The sequence below is a fragment of the Gammaproteobacteria bacterium genome (assembly GCA_029862005.1).
In the GTDB taxonomy this organism is placed as follows: domain Bacteria; phylum Pseudomonadota; class Gammaproteobacteria.
Window position 1 is genome coordinate 1 of record JAOTYD010000022.1, and the last position, 17084, is coordinate 17084.

Below are 17084 nucleotides of genomic sequence, written 5' to 3' on the forward strand. Positions count from 1 at the left end.
ATCTAACCAGTTCGCTCGCCCTGAATAAATCGGCGTGCGTTACTTCATCCTGTTCGAGATCAACAGAGTGTTCCACTAAAGAGCAACCTGGCGCGAGGCTCAGGGGAGTTTTTACACAGCCTCGGCCGAAGATTGCCGCTTACCACAATAATTTGAGCGTCTCCTTTGGAGAAATCCGGCTCGTTAATCCCCCAGATCAACAGCCCGGGTTAATCCGGATCGGTTAATACTTTTACTAATGCAGCTCGATCTTCAGCCCCAAAACCGGCATCAACGCCTCTCTGATAAATTTGAGAAAGGAAAGCGGGGAGTTCGGAATTTGTCTTGGTTTCTTCAGCGTGAGAAAGAATTCTTTTTACAACATCATTCCATACGCTGAGCGATGCACCATCATATAAACTACCAAGCTCATATGAACCAGTGTGAATGATCTCGGCCATTTCTTTGCATCGGGGTCCATGTGATAAAACGGAGGCTAGGTGCTTGACTTCCACGCCCTCAGCCTTACAAATTTGAGCGCCATGTGCCACACCCAGGTATAAAGCAACGCTTGTAGAAAGAGCGCCTAAATCAACTGCGGCGGCGGCAGCGATATTCTCTCCGAGATATCGTAAATCACCGCCTAAAGGGTCCAAATACTTCTTGGCATCATCATAAGCTGACTGAACTCCCCCGACTAGAACGAGGCTTTCAGGATCACCCAATTCACTGGGATAGCACAGTAAAGTTCCATCCAGATAAGCCGCTCCATGTTTCGATAACAAGGCTTCGCTTGATCTCGCCTCACTGGGTGTCCCCGTACTAAATTGAATAAAGGTTTTACCATCGAGATGATGGGTGACGGTATCATCATTTAACAATTGATCTGAAGTATCATAGCAATCTACGCAGATTATGACGTGATTGCTGGCTTTAATTGCATCTGAAAATGTCGCGCTACCCGATGCACCTAAATCAATCAGTGGATTGATTTTACTCGGTGATCGATTCCAGGCCGTAACTGTGTGTCCGGCCTGCAACTCGGCTTTTGCTATGGCACTACCCATGGCACCGAGACCTATTACTGATACGTTACTCATATCGCACTTCCTGGACTAGGTTCCAAGTAAGATATCCATTAAACCGAGATAAGGACACATTAATATTTGAAATCTCCAAATGTGTCTGACCAAGAAATCATGGAAGCGTGACTAGTTAAGCGAATTGATGATAGTTTTTTGTTGTTGCTCGGCGTCCGCTCCTGGCCGAAGATTGCCTCCCACCTGGACTTTACGAGCGTCTCCTTTGGAGAAAATAGACGCTCAAATCAATTATTTCAGCGGCCGAATTCGACCCGACTCGGGCACTCATGATCAATAGATTTCAGGGTTTGGTGTCGAATGAATTTGATAATCATTTATCACCCACCAATTAATTTTGATTCAACTCAATAGCGGTTCGATCTGAAAGTCTGGCCATCATTGACGATTGCTCCTGCACGCTGCGAACCGCCGAGCACGTAGATATAATCGTTCAGGCTGACAACCGGCACGCCATGTAAAGCACGTGGCATCGGTGTCGCTGGCTTCCAGCCTTTGGCCGTTAACTGCTCGACACTGGCCAGGGTTTCGCTACCCGTGATCATGACCTCACCCCCAAAGGCATATATCCGGTTATGGTGATTCACCGCGGTGAACCCGCCTCGTGCTACGGCTAATTCCGGCGCCTCGCGCCAGTTATCGGTTGCGGGATCATAGATTTCGACGTTGGCAAGCTCGCCGACCCCGGGCCAGCGTCCACCAATCAGCACCAATTGGCCGTTATTTTCTACAACGGTCGTGTGTTCGCGTCGAATCCGAGGTGCTGCCAGTTCCTTCCAGCGATTACTGGCGGGATCGTAACGCAGGGTATGGCCCCCGGGACCATCTCCGCCCACGACGTAGATTTGTGACCCAATCACCGCTGCGCCCGCGGCATAACGGACTGCGGGCATGGGCGCGACACGACTCCACTGACCAGTTTGGATATCGAACACGAAGCTGCTGTCGCTGGCCCGCCAGCTGCCATCCGCCCCGCCGAATACGTAAAGTTTTGCCTTGTAGGCCGCAATCGCAATATGATGCCGCCCTTCTGGCATCTGCGGTAGTTCGATCCACTGCCCCTTTAAAGTGTCGTAGGCTTCGAAACTACGGCTTCCGCCAAGCCCACCCGGGACATAAATAACATTACCCCAGACTGCCGCCGACATTTCCGATCTCGCGGTCGGCATGGGTGCCAGACGTTCCCAGTCATCTGCCATTACGGACGAAAAAATCAGACAGGTAGCAGCAATCGTGGTCAGGTATCGAGTCATCGGCTTCATTTTAATTTCAATCAGGGTTTTTGACCTGAAACGACACCTTGGGTTCTGAAAATTATGGTGCCAGTTAACCTAATTTAAGGACTACGAGCGTCTGTTACTGGCCGAATGGATCGGCCTCTGTTTTTTGGGGGTCCGCTTTGTATCTAGAGATTATGTAAATTCAGATTCTAAGCCAACTTACATATTGGGCTACACTACTACGGCTGGTCTGGCCAGTCGTAGTCGTCGGCATCCATCTTCTCACGCTCCCAGCTGTACTGCTTACGTGGCGACTCAGGATCACGATGTCGTAGCAGGAAGGCCAGTACTATACCGATTAGCGCACCGCTTAAATGCGACTCGAAGGAAATGTCCTGCGCCCCGGGTAAAACACCCGAGATCATGCCGCCGTAAAGAAAAAATACGACCAGTGAAAATGCGATTGTGCGCCGCTCCCAACGAAGTACGCCGACGGTAAAGACAAAGAACAACATACCGAAAGCGAGCCCGCTAGCTCCGATGTGATAAGCCTCCCTGGCAAATAACCACACCGCGACGCCGCCGCCAAGATAAACAGACGGCAGTAGCACCTTAGCTGCTCGCGGGTAACCGTAGAGAAGCATCGTACCCATTACAACTATCGGTGCGGTGTTGGCGAACAAGTGAGTAAAGGAGCCATGGATAAAGGGGGCTAAGAGAACCCCGGCGAGACCGTCAGCCCGTCGTGGATATATACCGAACTGAACAAAATCAAGCCCGCCAAGATACTCTGCAAGTTTCAACACCCATAGCAGTAGCGCGAACGACACTGCGATTGCAAAAGCAATATATAGTCTCCGTGAATCGGCAGTGGTGTCGGGTCGATTTTGAATATCCATAAATTTGCAGTGCGCTGAGGGTTATCTAGCGTGCGGTTACAGTATACTTATTTCGGCCTCGAGCAAGAGAGCAAATAGGTATACTGTCCCCCGATTACCGCTAGAGGTATTATGTGAACGAAAAATTTAAGCGCACGGGATTTTCGCTTATTCTGCTTTTCATATCTGTAGTGCTCGCGCCCGGCGATGGTGCGGCCACGAAAGAATCGATCGTCATCGAGGACGTGACCAACGATCAGGGTATCCATGGACTTCGTGCAACCTTCCACTTACACGCGTCTCGCAAGGCCATCTGGGCGCTGTTGACCGATTACGACCGCTTCAAGGAAACTTTCAAAGGAATACGGCGTATCGAGATCATCGACGAGGACGAACGCGGTGCGCAGGTACGCTATACGATCAAGGCCTGGATACTCACCTTCGATTATACGCTGCAAAGGGATTACGTGCGGCCATACGAATTGATAACCTGGCGTCGCACTGGCGGGGATTTTCGCCTGATTTCCGGCAGCTGGATGATCTTGTCGGGCCCCCGCGAGGGCTTGCATGAAATTGTCTACGAGTCCTACATCGATGTCGGCTTTCTGATTCCGACGACACTGGTGCGAAATCGCGCGGCGCAGGAACTCGAGAAAACGGTTACGCGCATGCGGGAGCGCCTGGCCGCTGGCTGAGTTTGCAGGGGGCTCGACAATGGATTCCGGCTTGCACCAGAATGGCAAGAAGCAATTATGATTTCTTTTTTATCTGAATCTCGAACGTCTGCTCCTGGCCGTTCTGAAAAGCCCAGCTAATTCCTGCGAGCGTCTCCTATGGGGCTATCGATACCACAGCAAGACTATCCAATTTCATGATGGTTATTCAATAATGATATAGTTGGCGCATGTCTGATACCGCGCACAAAGACGAAAATCCGAAAGTTGTTCTTGAGAGACTGCGAAAAAAAGTGCTAGGTGGTGGGAGTCTGCTACTCGACAGTTTGACAGATGAAGAACTAGTCGCGATGCAGGAACTGATCTTCAAAGATGAAGCTGAAATAGTCAGTTCTGCCTGTAAGCCCTTTTTGATTGCAAAACTAGAAAGAACAATTATTTCCTAGCCTAGGATCCATTTCTGGCCGAAGATTGCCTCCTACTTGGATTATACGAGGGTCTGCTCCCGAGAAAGCAGACGCTAAGAATAAGAAATTAAATGGCGGTTAACGAACCAAAGTCGTCATGTAATAAAATATTTCACTAATTAAATCCCAGTTTAGATTTAATTAAACTCATTTTGGGATTGTTAGGTAGCATTACCCCATTGGCCTCAAAAATTGGTGTTCCGTATCTTTGTGGTGCGTAACCGGCCTTTTCCAGCTTGGCAGTTACCTCCTTCATTATGTTGTTGTCTTTATCTATAAAGTACTCTTTAAATTCAATTTTTTGATTTTCTAGTTCTTTTACTTTTTGTTTGCAAAAGCCACAGGTAGTGAGTGAATACATAGTCAACTCATAATCTGGTCTTGAAGCGACATCGACTATTTCATTATTCTTTTGTTGCCAGCCAAATGCATAAAAAAAGCCAATAGTTAATAAAACAAATAATATTATATTCTTCATGGTCGATTCTTTATTCGGGTTTATTCAGAAGATCTGCCACCTTATAAACGATGCTAACTGGTGGCGTTTTGTTCCTAATGTCTATTGGCCATCATCGACCTTATATCTCGTTATCAGGAAAGTTGTATCAATAGATGGACCTACTAACCAAAAAGTATAGATCAATTTCATATGAAACTTGTGTATTGGACTACCGCGTATCTCTGCTTTTAAATCTGGATAATTCAATGGCGGCTTATGGTCGAGGCACGAAGCTCGCTAAGCACTTTTCAGCGTCCGCTTCGGGTTAAAACAAACCTTCGTCCTTTATTGATTGGCTTCCGAAATCGACCAGCAAATGGTGTTCGGCAAATTTAAAAATGAACTAAGCGTCAATAAAGCCTGTCAGAATAACTTCCAGGTATGCGTTTTAGCATTAACTGGAAAATAACTTACATTCACACCGTTATAATGAGGAGAGACAAACTATGATTACCGCAAGAAAAACAACTGGAGCAGCGCTCGCAATTGCTGCCGCTGCAATGCTGGCAACGGCTCCAATGGCAGTTAGCGCAAGTAGCCACAGCGGCAAGTGTATGGGCTCCAATTCATGCAAGGGTCAAAGTTCTTGCAAAACTGCCAATAGCAGCTGTAAGGGTCTTAATGCATGCAAGGGGCAAGGATTTCTTGAAATGAGCAAAGCCGAGTGCGACGAAGCTGGGGGTAATTTCGAAGCGTAAACTGACAAGCGATAATAAATATTGATGCCGGGTATATCCTTAACGGGTTACCCGGTTTTTTTTATCAGTTCTTTACCGGTCCCTTCTTTAGCCATTTAAAAGGGAATCCGAATTTACCGCAAAAATCAGCTGCTGCTAATGGTCGAATGGTCTTGCTCTGTATTGGTGGACACCTAGAATGGGCGCGTAGCGCCAGAAGGTGTCAGGTGACAAAACCGATATATGAGCGGCTATAGCAGGGCCTGGCGGGTTTGCGCTGAATCCGCCCCTGGGTTATTCTGTCCCTGCTCTCAGCGTTTAACAGGAGGAACCATGAAAGCACTCCTCGTCAGCTTTGCCCTGGCTCTGTTCTTCACGGTTGGCACCGCAACTGCCGGTAGCGGCGCTTCGCAAGATGGTGATCACGGCTCTGGCTGCAGTCATTACGACAAGTGGAAAGATACCTGAGCCAAATCCTGGCTTAACCAAGCAAAACCGCACCCGGTAGCCGTTTGTATCGGCTACCGGGTGCGTATTTGTAGCTTTCACCCACTATTCCAAACTTAGACGCGCAGTCATTAATCCGTAACAACAACGTCAATTCCGAGTAAGCAGTCTTCGATTTGATCGGTATCAATTAACAGTCCATTTTCCGCTAATAGTATCGGTAATCTGACCCTTTGGTCTTATATAACAGCACTATTAGCAATTAAGTTGCTAATCGAAACTTAATCGCTAAGCTGCCCGTATCTCATCAAACAACAATTCAGATAGGGGATTCGAAAATGAAAACTGTTGTAAAAGGGCTACTAGTAGTATTCGGATTAAGCATTTCAATGGCCAGCGCCGATTTTTTGGGCGAAGCCGATGATGCTTATATCGGATTTCAATTGACCACACCACTCGATTTAAGATCCGGAAATTTATTTTCAGATCGCATTCGGTATCACTACCTCCTGATCAGACAGGAAGACGGGATCAAGGATGGAATAGCATTTACGGAAGATAGTAATGGCAGCCAGGTCTTGAATTATTTGAGACCGTCTACCACGCTCGATATCGGTGAGAGCATAATTTCGGAGCATGCGGTGCCTATTATGAGACTCGATGCGGAAGCTGGTTCGAACACTAAAAGTTCAACATCTTATGCCGTGGGAGGGTTGGTGGCCCTCGTAGTCGTCGGCGCAATTGTCAAGCGTGATCTTGAAAAGCCCTGGAAGCCAGCATCCCCATAAGAGAGTGGCTTCTCGGGCTAATTACAAACAATCGAAAACGGACTGACCTGACAACCCACACCGTCTTTTAGCGCCGTTGTCCTGCTCTTATAGAGACTAATCTGAGTATCTCAGGCCGCAATAAAATAATACTTGCGCAGGGTTTCGGTGATCTCCCAGGTACAACGCGTTCCTTTGGCGACAAAAAAGGTATCGCCGGCAGTAAAGGTTTCAGATCTGCCATCGTCGGTACCGGTCAGGGTGACCGAGCCCGATAGTACCGTCATCATTTCGTGCACCGGGTATGGATCGAACACTTCTTTACAGGGAGCACACTCCCACACACCGGTTAATATACTTTCGTCATCGGTGGCATAATAAAAGTGGTTTACTTCCGTCTTGTCGTCTGTGGTAAACGCATCTGCCGAGGTAAAACTTGAAGGCTGCATTCCGGCGGCCGGGTTGATTTCAAATCGTGAAAAGGTTTCTTTCATAATAGTTATTCCTGTCTTAATTTACCGGGCATGATAACAAACAGGCGTTTATCAGAGCTATTAGATTAAAGCCCAGGTACCCTTTCTGCCTGTTTTTGGACTGTTGATTTGATTAGGCACAATACGTGTTCGCCTTACTGGAAAATATTGCCAGTCTGACAACGACCAGACAACGCCGAGTCGTTTTAATTGATTGCCCGCGTGATCCAATCCGTCGATTTCGGCGTAAAGTGATACAATGAATGGCATTAGTATCAAGGGCACTGACTTCAACCTCGAATATGACCTCAGAACACGCTACAGTCGGTGAAAAAATCGTTGCTCCCGAAGCCAGGTTGGCAGCACCCGCTCGCAGCAGACCGGATCTGGTCACTAATGCCCTCCTCGCGCTGAGTATAATCATTATCCTGGCGGCCATGTGGCAGCCGGCAAAGGCCAATGGCGATGGTCAGACGACTTTCAAGCGCATAACCACGCAATTCATCGCCGCACTGGGTGATCCGGACGCGTCCTCTGGTAGCGGTGCGGAATCCTGGGGTCTGTGGCGTGTCGACCCGGGCCCGCGAGGTGTTCGGCTGAACAATTTTCAAAATTTGGAAGCCGCGGGTGGCGTCGCCCCGGCACAGTGGAAATTCGACCGCACCGACTGGTGGCTGGAAGAAAACGGCCTGATCATGGAGAAGCCGACTTTCCCGCTACCTGCCGGCAAGTATATTGTCACGGGTGATCGTGAGGCCATGAGTGTGCTCACTGTTCATCCCGCGGACGAAGCCGGCGTCAAGCGCTGGGAACTCGGCAACGGGGCGAAACTCTATGATGTCACGCATTTGCCGTGCCGCTCCGCGCGCTACACACCGGCGGGGGCTGACAATTCATGCTCACCGGCCAATGCACCGCAACATGCTTTTCGCGTTACCCCGGGCGCCCCGATGCCTCCCGTAAAGGGCTGCAACAAACAGGACTACGCAGTTCTCTTCATCATTGCGGTGGCCGCCGACAATTGACCGCCAGCTCATTGGCCAGTGTCATCGGGACTCATGCTCGGTAATTTCGGTCGCGCACGACCGACCTTAATCGTCTCACGATAAATAATATAGAGCCCGCTCGATATCACGATGACGGCGCCGGCCAGCGTATAGACACCCGGTAATTCTCCCCAGACCAGGTAACCAATCAAGGCTGCCCAGATCAACGCGGAATATTCAAACGGCGAGATGACCGCTGCCGGTCCCAGTCGAAACGCGTGGGTCAGACACATGATGCCGACACTGCCAAACATTCCTGCGAGTGCGAACAGACCGAGGTCACCTGGAGTGGGCGTTACCCAGAAAAACGGCACAAAGATAATCCCGGTCAATGACATACCCAGCTGCGGATATAGCATCAATGCCGCCGTGTGCTCGGTGGCCTTGTAGGCACGCGTAGTAATCATGAGCAGGGCATAAAACACGACACTGCCGATAACGACGAGGCCGGCCCATTGAAAGACGCCGATACCGGGACGCAACATGACCAGCACACCGCAAAATCCGATACCGATCGCGAACCAGCGATGCCAGCCTACCGATTCTTTCAACAACGGAACCGAAAGCGCGGTAATGAATATCGGTGCAGCGAAGGTGATCGCTATTGCATCCACTAGTTTCATCTGCGAAAGCGCCCAGAAAAAGCTGAAACTCAGTCCGAGAACCAGCAGGTAGCGACCGACGTGGGCCAGCGGGCGCCGCGTTGCAAGTGTGATCAAACCGCCGCCGCGCAGCGCGAACAGGCACAGTAGCGGCAAGCCAAACCAGCTCCGTAACGCGACCACCTGCGCCACCGGGTAATCGGCAGTCAACCACTTGATGGTCGCGTCCATCACCGCAAAAGCGGCGATGCCCGCGAGCATCATTACGATACCCAGCGCGGGTCTGTCGGCACTATCGATTACTGCGGTCACCAATATCCTACGCACTCAACGGGATTAGAGTTGATATCCAGGAAAATTCGAAAGCACCTATACCATGAATTTATGACCCGCGTGCTTTTATTTGACACCAACACACGGCGCCAATTCGATGGTTATATAACTTTGCCTAGTTGTGCTCTTTATGCTTCAACGTGTAGTAAAGCATTGGAATGACCACCAGGGTCAGCAAGGTTGAAATCAGGATACCGAAGATCAGAGCAATCGCCAATCCGCTGAAGATCGGATCATCAAGAATAAAGAAAGCCCCCAGAATCGCCGCTAACGCGGTCAGCACTATCGGCCGCGCCCGCACCACGGCAGCCTGGATAACGGCTTCCTTGAAAGCCATTCCGCTCGCCGATTGTTCGTTGATAAAATCCACCAGCAGAATGGAGTTACGCACGATAATACCCGCCAGCGCTATCATGCCGATCATCGAAGTCGCGGTAAATTGCGCACCAAGTAGCGCGTTGCCGGGCAGCACCCCGATCACGGTGAGCGGAATCGGCGCCATGATAACAAGCGGTACCGAGTAGGACTTGAACTGCGCGACCACGAGCAGGTAAATCATCAGCAACCCGACCGAGTAAGCAATCCCCATGTCGCGAAACGTTTCATAGGTAACCTGCCATTCGCCATCCCATTTGAGGCTATATTGATACGGATTATCGGGTTGACCGACCATGTATTGTCGAATCGGCGCGTCCAGCAGCGGCGAAACGATTTCCCGCTTCAACTGGTTCAGAACATCGAACATACCGTAAAGCGGGCTGTCATGTTCGCCGGCCATATTCGCGGTGACAAAAACAACCGGTAACAGATCTTTATGATAAATACTGTTTTCGTTGCGGGTCTCCAGCAGGGTCACCACTTCGGAAAGCGGAACCAGTTCCTGGTTGTGCGAACGCAGTTTGAGTGACAGCACGCTGGTGATATCCGCCTTGTCTCCCTCGGCCAGCTCGAGCCGCAACGGAACCGGGTATTTCATGTTATCCCGGTGCAGGTAGCCCACGTCCTCGCCGTCGACCAGTGTCGCAACCGCATTCGCGATGCTGGCCTGGTTCAAACCGAGGCGCGTCGCCTTGGCGCGGTCGATCGCCAGTACCCAGCGCCCGGATTCAGTTTCGCTGCTATCATCGAGATCGACAATGCCGGGAGTCTGCTCCATGACTTTACGGATATCCCTGGCAACCTGTATCTGACCCGGGTAATCGATGCCATAAATCTCCGCCACTATCGGCGCCTGCACCGGCGGACCGGGTGGAACCTCGACAATTTTGACGTTCGCGCCATAGGCATTACCAATAATTTGCAGCGGTTCGCGCATCGACAGGGCGATATCGTGGCTTTTGCGATCACGCTTCGACTTGTGCTGCAGGTTTACCTGGATATCGGACAGGTTTGATGCGGCACGCAGGTAATACTGGCGCACCAGGCCGTTGAAATTTATCGGCGCCGCGGTACCCACGTAGCCCTGGTAATCAGTTACCTCCGGCACGGTCGCGATCTTAGCGCCGAGTTCGGCGATCACCCTGGCATTCTGCTCGAGGCTGCTACCCTCGGGCATGTCCACAATTACCTGGACTTCCGACTTGTTATCGAACGGCAGCATCTTCAGAACTACCAGTTTGAATCCGGCAAGACTCAGCGAACCCAGGATCAGTAAGATAATCACGAGTAACAGCAACCAGCGATTGCGTCGTCCCCGGGCATCGTCCAGTAACGGGTCAAACAGTCGCTTGAATAACGGGTACAGCGACTGGTCTCGCGCCGCATCTTCCGGGGCCGAGTGGGCCTTCCGAGCCAGGAGTTTCAAGCTGAGCCACGGGGTTACGATGAAGGCAACGGCAAGCGAGATCAGCATCCCGATGCTGGCATTAATTGGGATCGGGCTCATGTAGGGTCCCATTAACCCGGTCACGAATGCCATCGGCAGTAGTGCCGCGACCACGGCAAAAGTCGCCAGTATCGTCGGCCCACCGACTTCATCAACGGCGAGCGGAATGGCCTCGGCCAGATTGCGGTTACCGGATTGCATATGTCGATGGATATTCTCGACCACGACAATGGCATCATCGACGAGAATACCGATCGAGAATATCAGCGCAAACAGCGAAACACGATTCAACGTAAAGCCCCAGGCCCAGGACGCAAACAGGGTCATCGCGAGGGTAACCGCAATAGCCACTCCGACGATAAAGGCCTCGCGCAGGCCAAGCGTAACCACGACAAGCAGAACCACGACCGCGGTTGCGAACACCAGTTTTTGAATCAGGGTCAATGCTTTTTCGTTGGCGGTAGCGCCATAGTTGCGAGTTACCGTAACTTCAACGCTTTCGGGAATCACGATGCCGCGTAATTGATCGATTCGACCTATGACCTCGTCGGCCACCTCGATGGCGTTACTGCCGGGTTTCTTGGCAACGGCCAGTGTTACCGCGGGGAACCTGCCGCTCACGCTAATACCCTTGTCAGCCGCTGCCGGCCCGGTCCCGAACCAGACGTACTGGTCAGACTGCGATGGTGTAATTTCGATGGTTGCGATATCACCAAGCGCTATCGGAACCCCGTTCGACAACCCGATAATCAAATCCTGGATTTCAGAGGGATCACTTAAAAAGGTACCGGATTGCAGCTTGATTTCACGATTGTCACGCACCAGGTTACCCGCATCGCGCGACTGGTTGGCGGCAACGATACCGGCCTTGACCTGCTCGAGGTCAATATTAAATCCCGCCAGACGCACCGGATCGAGCAGTATTCTGACTGCCTGGTGAGTACCACCAATCGAGTAGATATCGCGTGTACCGGGTACTCGCTTAAGTTCCGCCTCGAGCGAATGGCTGACCTGCAGTAAATCGATACCGCCGCGCTGTGGATCCTGGCTCCACAAAGTCAGGGCGACGATAGGAACGTCGTCGATACCCCGGGGCTTGATGATCGGCTGGCCGACACCCATGTTGGCCGGTAGCCAGTCGGCATTGGAAAACACCTTGTTATAAAGCCGGACAATTGCCTGCGCGCGCGCTTCACCGACCTCGAACTGAACCGTCAGGATTGCAATTCCGGGTTTTGATACCGAGTATACGTGCTCGACACCGGCAATTTCCGAGAGCACCTGTTCGGCGGGCGTGCTGACCACTTGCTCCACTTCGTAAGCCGTCGCACCGGGAAACGGTATAAAAACGTTGGCGAAGGTAACATTGATCTGGGGTTCTTCCTCGCGCGGCGTTACCATCACCGCGAATACGCCCATTAACAATCCGATCAGCGCTAACAGCGGCGTGATTTCAGATTGCAGGAAAGTTTTCGCCACCCAGCCGGACGGACCGAGAGACTGGCTCATTCGGCAGCATCCAGCTGGCGTTTGTGCTCGATACCAGCGCGCACCGGATCGAGTGCAATTGTTTCACCTTCATCAAGCCCGGCCAGAATTTCGACCTGGTCACCGATACGATTACCGGGTCGCACCTGGCGAAATGAAAGCTGACCCGTCTTATCCAGCACGTAGACCGCGTTGACTTCGGCGCGCGATACGACAGCCTGTTGTGGCAACAGCAGGCGCTCCGTGGTGCCGGTTTTCAGGGAGACCTTTACCAGCATACCGGGAAACAGTGCCTGGTCGGTCTCGGCCAGGTCCAGGCGTATCGGAAAGCTGTGGTTCTGCGGATTAGCGAACGGGTGAATGGTAATCCGGGTGACTTCCACCGCGCTGCCGTCTTCGAGCAGAAGTACGCGCGCCACCCCATACTCGCGCAAACCGGCAATAATCGACTGCGGCACGTTGGCGCTGACACGCAACTGACCCAGCGCATAGCCGGTCATAATTGGCTGACCGGGACCGACGCTCTCTCCCGGTTCAACATGACGCTCAACCACGACCCCGCTGTAGGGCGCACGCACCACGGTATAACCTAACTGTTCCTCGGCCTGGGCAAGGTTTGCCTCGGCCGAAGCCACACGCGCCTGCGCGCCCTTCAGGTTGGCGCTGGCCGTGTCGAGCACTGACTGCGAAATCAGTTTTTGCCTGCGTAAATCCTGGTTGCGTTTGAACTCGAGTTGCGTGTCTTGCAAATTTGCGCTGGCTTCATCGAGGGCCGCGCGCGCTTTTTGCCGCTGCGCGCGATATTCCCGATCGCGAATGGTCAAAACAACCTGGCCCTGCTCCACGAAATCGTCCACGTCAAAGTTTACCGATTCGATTTTTCCGGTGACCTCGGCCGACAAGGTTGCTTGCTGACGCGCCTCGACAACCCCGTCGACCAGGTATTCGAGCGGCATTTGCAGCCTTTTCGACGTTATCGTTTGTAACCCGTCCGCAGCGTATCCCGGGGCGGCAGTCAAACCCAGGCACAAAATGATAATCGCAGGCATAATACGCATTCAGGACTCCCGGCTACCCATTAACAAAGCTTGATTTTAAACTTATATTAGAGTTTTCTAATATAGATTCAATATCACCTAAGAGGTAGTATTCCGGGTTGTACAAACCTGTTGTTGATATCGGACAATCTATGCGGATTTATCGCTATTTGATGCAGAAATTAATCCTCGGGCTTGTTATCGGTCTCGGGGCATCCGGCGCGGTCGCAAGTAACCAGCTCGAAGGACATCCCTCACCTTACCTAGCCCTGCACGCCGGAGATCCCGTTAACTGGCGCCAGTGGCAGGAGGATGTATTTGAGGATGCGGGTAGCGGTAACCGCCTGGTATTTGTTTCGGTTGGATATTTCTCCTGCCACTGGTGCCACGTCATGCAACAGGAAAGTTACCAGAATGAAGAAATCGCCAAAATCCTTAACCAGAAATATATCGCGGTCAAGGTCGACCGTGAACTCGACCCGGACCTCGATCAGCGCTTGATAGAGTTTGTCGAGTTGACCCGTGGTTCAGCCGGCTGGCCGTTGAATGTATTCCTGACACCAGACGGATTTCCGATTACCGGCTTTACTTACCTGCCCCCCAATGATTTCGCCCGCGTACTGCAGGAACTCGACGCCACCTGGCAAAAGGATCATGTCAAGCTATCGAGCGCCGCACATCAATTTTTTGAAACCCAGATGCAGGACACGGAGAACCAGGCATTTTTAGCCCCGCAGATACCGTCCGCAGAACTGACTAACGCCTTCGTATCGCAAACCATGCTGCTTGCGGACGAACTGCAGGGTGGTATCGGCAATACCAGCAAGTTCCCGAACGTTCCCCAATTGGATACCCTGCTAACGATCATCGGCAATAATAAGGCGCTCGATAGAGATGTCGCCGACTTTGTGCAGTTGACCCTGCATATGATGGCGGCGCGCAACCTTCACGATCATGTCAACGGCGGTTTCTTTCGCTACACCACCGATCCCGATTGGCAGACACCGCATTTCGAAAAAATGCTGTATGACAATGCCCAGCTTGCACGGCTATATTTACGTGCGCATCAGCTGTGGCCAGACCAGGGCCATGCAGATGTCGCCCTGCGCACGCTCGATTTTGTCGAGGCAAACTTGAAACATCCGGCCGGCGGGTACATGTCGAGCCTGTCTGCGGTTGATATCGACAACAAGGAAGGCGGAGCTTACTTCTGGACCAGGGAGCAGCTGGACGCCGTGCTCGCCGATCCTGAGATGGAATACCTGAGCGAGCTGTGGCAGCTGGATACCCGAACCAGCGAATTCCTGATCCCGCCATTGACAGGTCCAGAGGTTCCCGGAAAACCGGCTAAAAATAATCCAATTCTCAGAAAACTGCAGTCACGCGGTAGCGCAAGCATGCCCGCCGACGATAAGCGCCTGGCCGGCTGGAACGCCATGATGCTCGAAGCCCTGACTGCAGCGGCCGATATTGATCCTCGTTACCGGGAACGTGCCGAGAGTCTGTTTCAATACATGCTAACTGATTTTTATCTCGATGGAACGCTGATTCGATTCGCCGGTAATGCCAGCGCTGCCGTCGCGGTACTCGAAGACTATGCCCAGGTAGCGCATGCCTTTTACCGTTTCGGTAAACGTTTCGATGATGATGAAGCCTTGCAGTCGGCCAGGCAACTGACCGAACGTGCGCATGGGCTTTTTCTCAGGAATGGCCGCTGGCAACAGAAGGCACGGTCCTTGATCCCGATTGCGCCCGGTAAATGGATCATTCCGGACCAGGTGTTCTTTTCACCAATGTCGCTCTGGCTTGAGGTCGCACTCGAGGCGCCAGGCTTGAATCCGGAGGTGCGCGCCAGCGCTACCGACATGTTGCAGCGAGCAACCCAGGATATGTTTGATTCCCCCTACTTTTATGGCAGCTTCATCATGCTGCGCACTAGCAGTCGGAGCTAGTGCAGGCCTGCTCGTTAACAGGTTAGGTCCGCGAATCAAATTTAGTTAATATAGCACAACCCGAATGAACATCTACTAATAGAATAGGCCTTGTGATAAATTCCTCCTGCCGGGATAACCGTCGTTTTATATTTTGCCAAATGTCATGGCCTAAACACCAGAACCAGCTTCTCAACCATCTAACCGCAAACTAAATGGAACAAAACAGAATGAAGAAAATCAACCTGATTCTTTGCCATAGCCTCGTGTTTGTCCTTGTTGGCTGTGCCAGTACAAAAGAAGTAGAGCCGTTATCGGCTGATGAATTGAAACAGGCAGTTGCCGAGGTCGAGGGACTTATAAAAGAGGCCGACATTAACCAGGCCGAGTTGCTGTCCTACAAGGAATACACGAAAGGATCGAATTTTCTGGGGAAAGCACAACGGGGCCTATCGGGCAATTATCAAGCCGATTACATCCTCAAAAACGCGGCTGAGGGCAAAGCCCAATTGCAGCAAGCACTAAAAAACACCCGGACCAGAACGCCTAACGCCACCCGTATACTTGAAGCGAGGAAGGCTGCACTCGACGCCGGTTTGAAAGGCAGCACAGAGATTGCAAGCGCAATGGTTGATGTCGATGAAGACTTAACCGATGAAACAGACAATTTTTCACGCGCCCTCGAACCGCAGGAATTCTCGGAATTTCAAAAGAAATACCTCGAACTGGAGACCAGGGCAGTCCAGTTCAGGGAGCTTGATGCGATTAAACAGGCCAACCAGAAAGCTGCCGGTCAAGACGCAAGAAAACTTGCACCGGATTCGCTGAGAACCGCTTTACTGGACGTCAACGAAGCTGAAAACATCATCGCCCAGAGTCCCCGCGATCCCAAGGTCTACGAGCTCAGCGTAACCATAGCGGAAGAAAGCTCCGTTTTGCTGACAGATGTAATGGACGTGATTTTAAACGCCCCGGGAACGCCGGAAGATATCGCATTAAAAATTGTTCAACAGAACAGGGAGTTAGAAAAACTCTCTGCAAATGTTGGCAGTCTGCAACAGAACCTGGAGTCGACCCAGTCCAATTTGATGGAGACGGAAGGCGCGCTGAAGCAACAGAACCTGGAATTGGAGTCGACCCGGTCAAATTTACAGGAAACCGAGAGCGCGCTGCTGCTGCAAAACCAGGAACTGGAGAAATCTTCCACGCAAGTCAGGTTCCAGCGAGCCATGGATCAGGCGGTAAAAGAATTTCCCGATGACGAAGCATCGGTTTATCAGCAGGGCAGCAAATTGATTTTCAGGCTCAAGAAAATTAACTTCGCAACCGGTTCTGCCACGATTCCGGTCGCGTCGAAACCACTGCTGGCGAAGGTCAACGACATCATCCGATTCGTCGGCGCAGAACTGGTTGCCGTGGAAGGCCATACCGACTCGGTTGGATCCGCCGAACTGAACAAAAGCCTTTCGACCAAGCGGGCAATTTCGGTCGCAAACTACCTGTCATCCCTCGGGGGCGGCTACAAGATCGGCTATGTCGGATACGGTGAGTCCAGACCGATTGTCACCAACGAGACCAAAGAAGGTCGTGCGATTAACCGGCGGGTTGACCTGGTGGTAACTGCCAGGAAGTAGTTTCCAG

At 51.7% G+C, this 17084-nt stretch carries 16 protein-coding genes; 8 read left to right on the forward strand and 8 right to left on the reverse strand.

Annotation, left to right across the window (positions count from 1 at the left end):
• Positions 1-209 precede the first annotated feature (209 nt).
• The 3 genes from OES20_13300 to OES20_13310 form a co-directional block, all read right to left on the reverse strand.
• Entirely contained in the window at positions 210-1079 is an 870-nt protein-coding gene (locus OES20_13300) for an NAD(P)-binding domain-containing protein (protein MDH3635669.1), read from the reverse strand.
• A gap of 347 nt (positions 1080-1426) precedes the next feature.
• A complete protein-coding gene (locus OES20_13305) occupies positions 1427-2341 on the reverse strand; it encodes a hypothetical protein (protein ID MDH3635670.1) in 915 nt (304 codons plus the stop codon).
• 197 nt (positions 2342-2538) lie between these two features.
• The gene (locus OES20_13310; GenBank protein ID MDH3635671.1) at positions 2539-3198 is read right to left on the reverse strand and encodes a rhomboid family intramembrane serine protease; all 660 of its coding nucleotides are present in this window, start codon (positions 3196-3198) and stop codon (positions 2539-2541) included.
• A 113-nt stretch (positions 3199-3311) separates the two neighbouring features.
• Here OES20_13310 and OES20_13315 point away from each other — a divergent pair, with 113 nt between their 5' ends.
• Together OES20_13315 and OES20_13320 are read left to right on the forward strand one after the other, a co-directional pair.
• Entirely contained in the window at positions 3312-3872 is a 561-nt protein-coding gene (locus OES20_13315) for an SRPBCC family protein (GenBank protein ID MDH3635672.1), read from the forward strand.
• A gap of 209 nt (positions 3873-4081) precedes the next feature.
• Complete coding sequence (locus tag OES20_13320; protein MDH3635673.1) at positions 4082-4297, forward strand: hypothetical protein; 216 nt, start codon at positions 4082-4084, stop codon at positions 4295-4297.
• A 136-nt stretch (positions 4298-4433) separates the two neighbouring features.
• Here OES20_13320 and OES20_13325 read toward each other — a convergent pair whose 3' ends face one another.
• A complete protein-coding gene (locus OES20_13325) occupies positions 4434-4796 on the reverse strand; it encodes a hypothetical protein (GenBank protein ID MDH3635674.1) in 363 nt (120 codons plus the stop codon).
• 470 nt (positions 4797-5266) lie between these two features.
• On the opposite strand from OES20_13325, the gene OES20_13330 reads away from it, so the two are divergent.
• The 3 genes from OES20_13330 to OES20_13340 all read left to right on the forward strand — a co-directional run bounded on the left by OES20_13330 (position 5267) and on the right by OES20_13340 (position 6729).
• A complete protein-coding gene (locus OES20_13330; protein MDH3635675.1) occupies positions 5267-5515 on the forward strand; it encodes a hypothetical protein in 249 nt (82 codons plus the stop codon).
• A 312-nt stretch (positions 5516-5827) separates the two neighbouring features.
• Positions 5828-5962: a hypothetical protein gene (locus OES20_13335; protein MDH3635676.1), complete on the forward strand. Its 135-nt coding sequence runs from the start codon at positions 5828-5830 to the stop codon at positions 5960-5962.
• Positions 5963-6279: 317 nt separating this feature from the next.
• A complete protein-coding gene (locus tag OES20_13340) occupies positions 6280-6729 on the forward strand; it encodes a hypothetical protein (protein ID MDH3635677.1) in 450 nt (149 codons plus the stop codon).
• Between the two features lie 110 nt (positions 6730-6839).
• Here OES20_13340 and OES20_13345 read toward each other — a convergent pair whose 3' ends face one another.
• Positions 6840-7202, reverse strand: a complete 363-nt coding sequence (locus OES20_13345; protein MDH3635678.1) for a cupin domain-containing protein — start codon at positions 7200-7202, stop codon at positions 6840-6842.
• A 242-nt stretch (positions 7203-7444) separates the two neighbouring features.
• Here OES20_13345 and OES20_13350 point away from each other — a divergent pair, with 242 nt between their 5' ends.
• On the forward strand, positions 7445-8206 hold the full coding sequence (locus OES20_13350) for a hypothetical protein (GenBank protein MDH3635679.1): 762 nt from the start codon (positions 7445-7447) through the stop codon (positions 8204-8206).
• A gap of 8 nt (positions 8207-8214) precedes the next feature.
• On the opposite strand, the gene OES20_13355 is transcribed toward OES20_13350, so the two are convergent.
• From OES20_13355 to OES20_13365, 3 genes are all read right to left on the reverse strand, one after another.
• The gene (locus OES20_13355) at positions 8215-9141 is read right to left on the reverse strand and encodes a DMT family transporter (GenBank protein MDH3635680.1); all 927 of its coding nucleotides are present in this window, start codon (positions 9139-9141) and stop codon (positions 8215-8217) included.
• Between the two features lie 136 nt (positions 9142-9277).
• Positions 9278-12496: an efflux RND transporter permease subunit gene (locus tag OES20_13360; GenBank protein MDH3635681.1), complete on the reverse strand. Its 3219-nt coding sequence runs from the start codon at positions 12494-12496 to the stop codon at positions 9278-9280.
• Positions 12493-13533, reverse strand: a complete 1041-nt coding sequence (locus OES20_13365; protein ID MDH3635682.1) for an efflux RND transporter periplasmic adaptor subunit — start codon at positions 13531-13533, stop codon at positions 12493-12495. The genes OES20_13360 and OES20_13365 overlap by 4 nt, the downstream gene beginning before the upstream one ends.
• Before the next feature lie 152 nt (positions 13534-13685).
• Here OES20_13365 and OES20_13370 point away from each other — a divergent pair, with 152 nt between their 5' ends.
• Complete coding sequence (locus tag OES20_13370) at positions 13686-15464, forward strand: DUF255 domain-containing protein (GenBank protein MDH3635683.1); 1779 nt, start codon at positions 13686-13688, stop codon at positions 15462-15464.
• A 194-nt stretch (positions 15465-15658) separates the two neighbouring features.
• Positions 15659-17077 (forward strand): OmpA family protein, encoded by a 1419-nt coding sequence (locus OES20_13375; protein MDH3635684.1) that lies wholly within the window; start codon positions 15659-15661, stop codon positions 17075-17077.
• Positions 17078-17084: the final 7 nt, after the last annotated feature.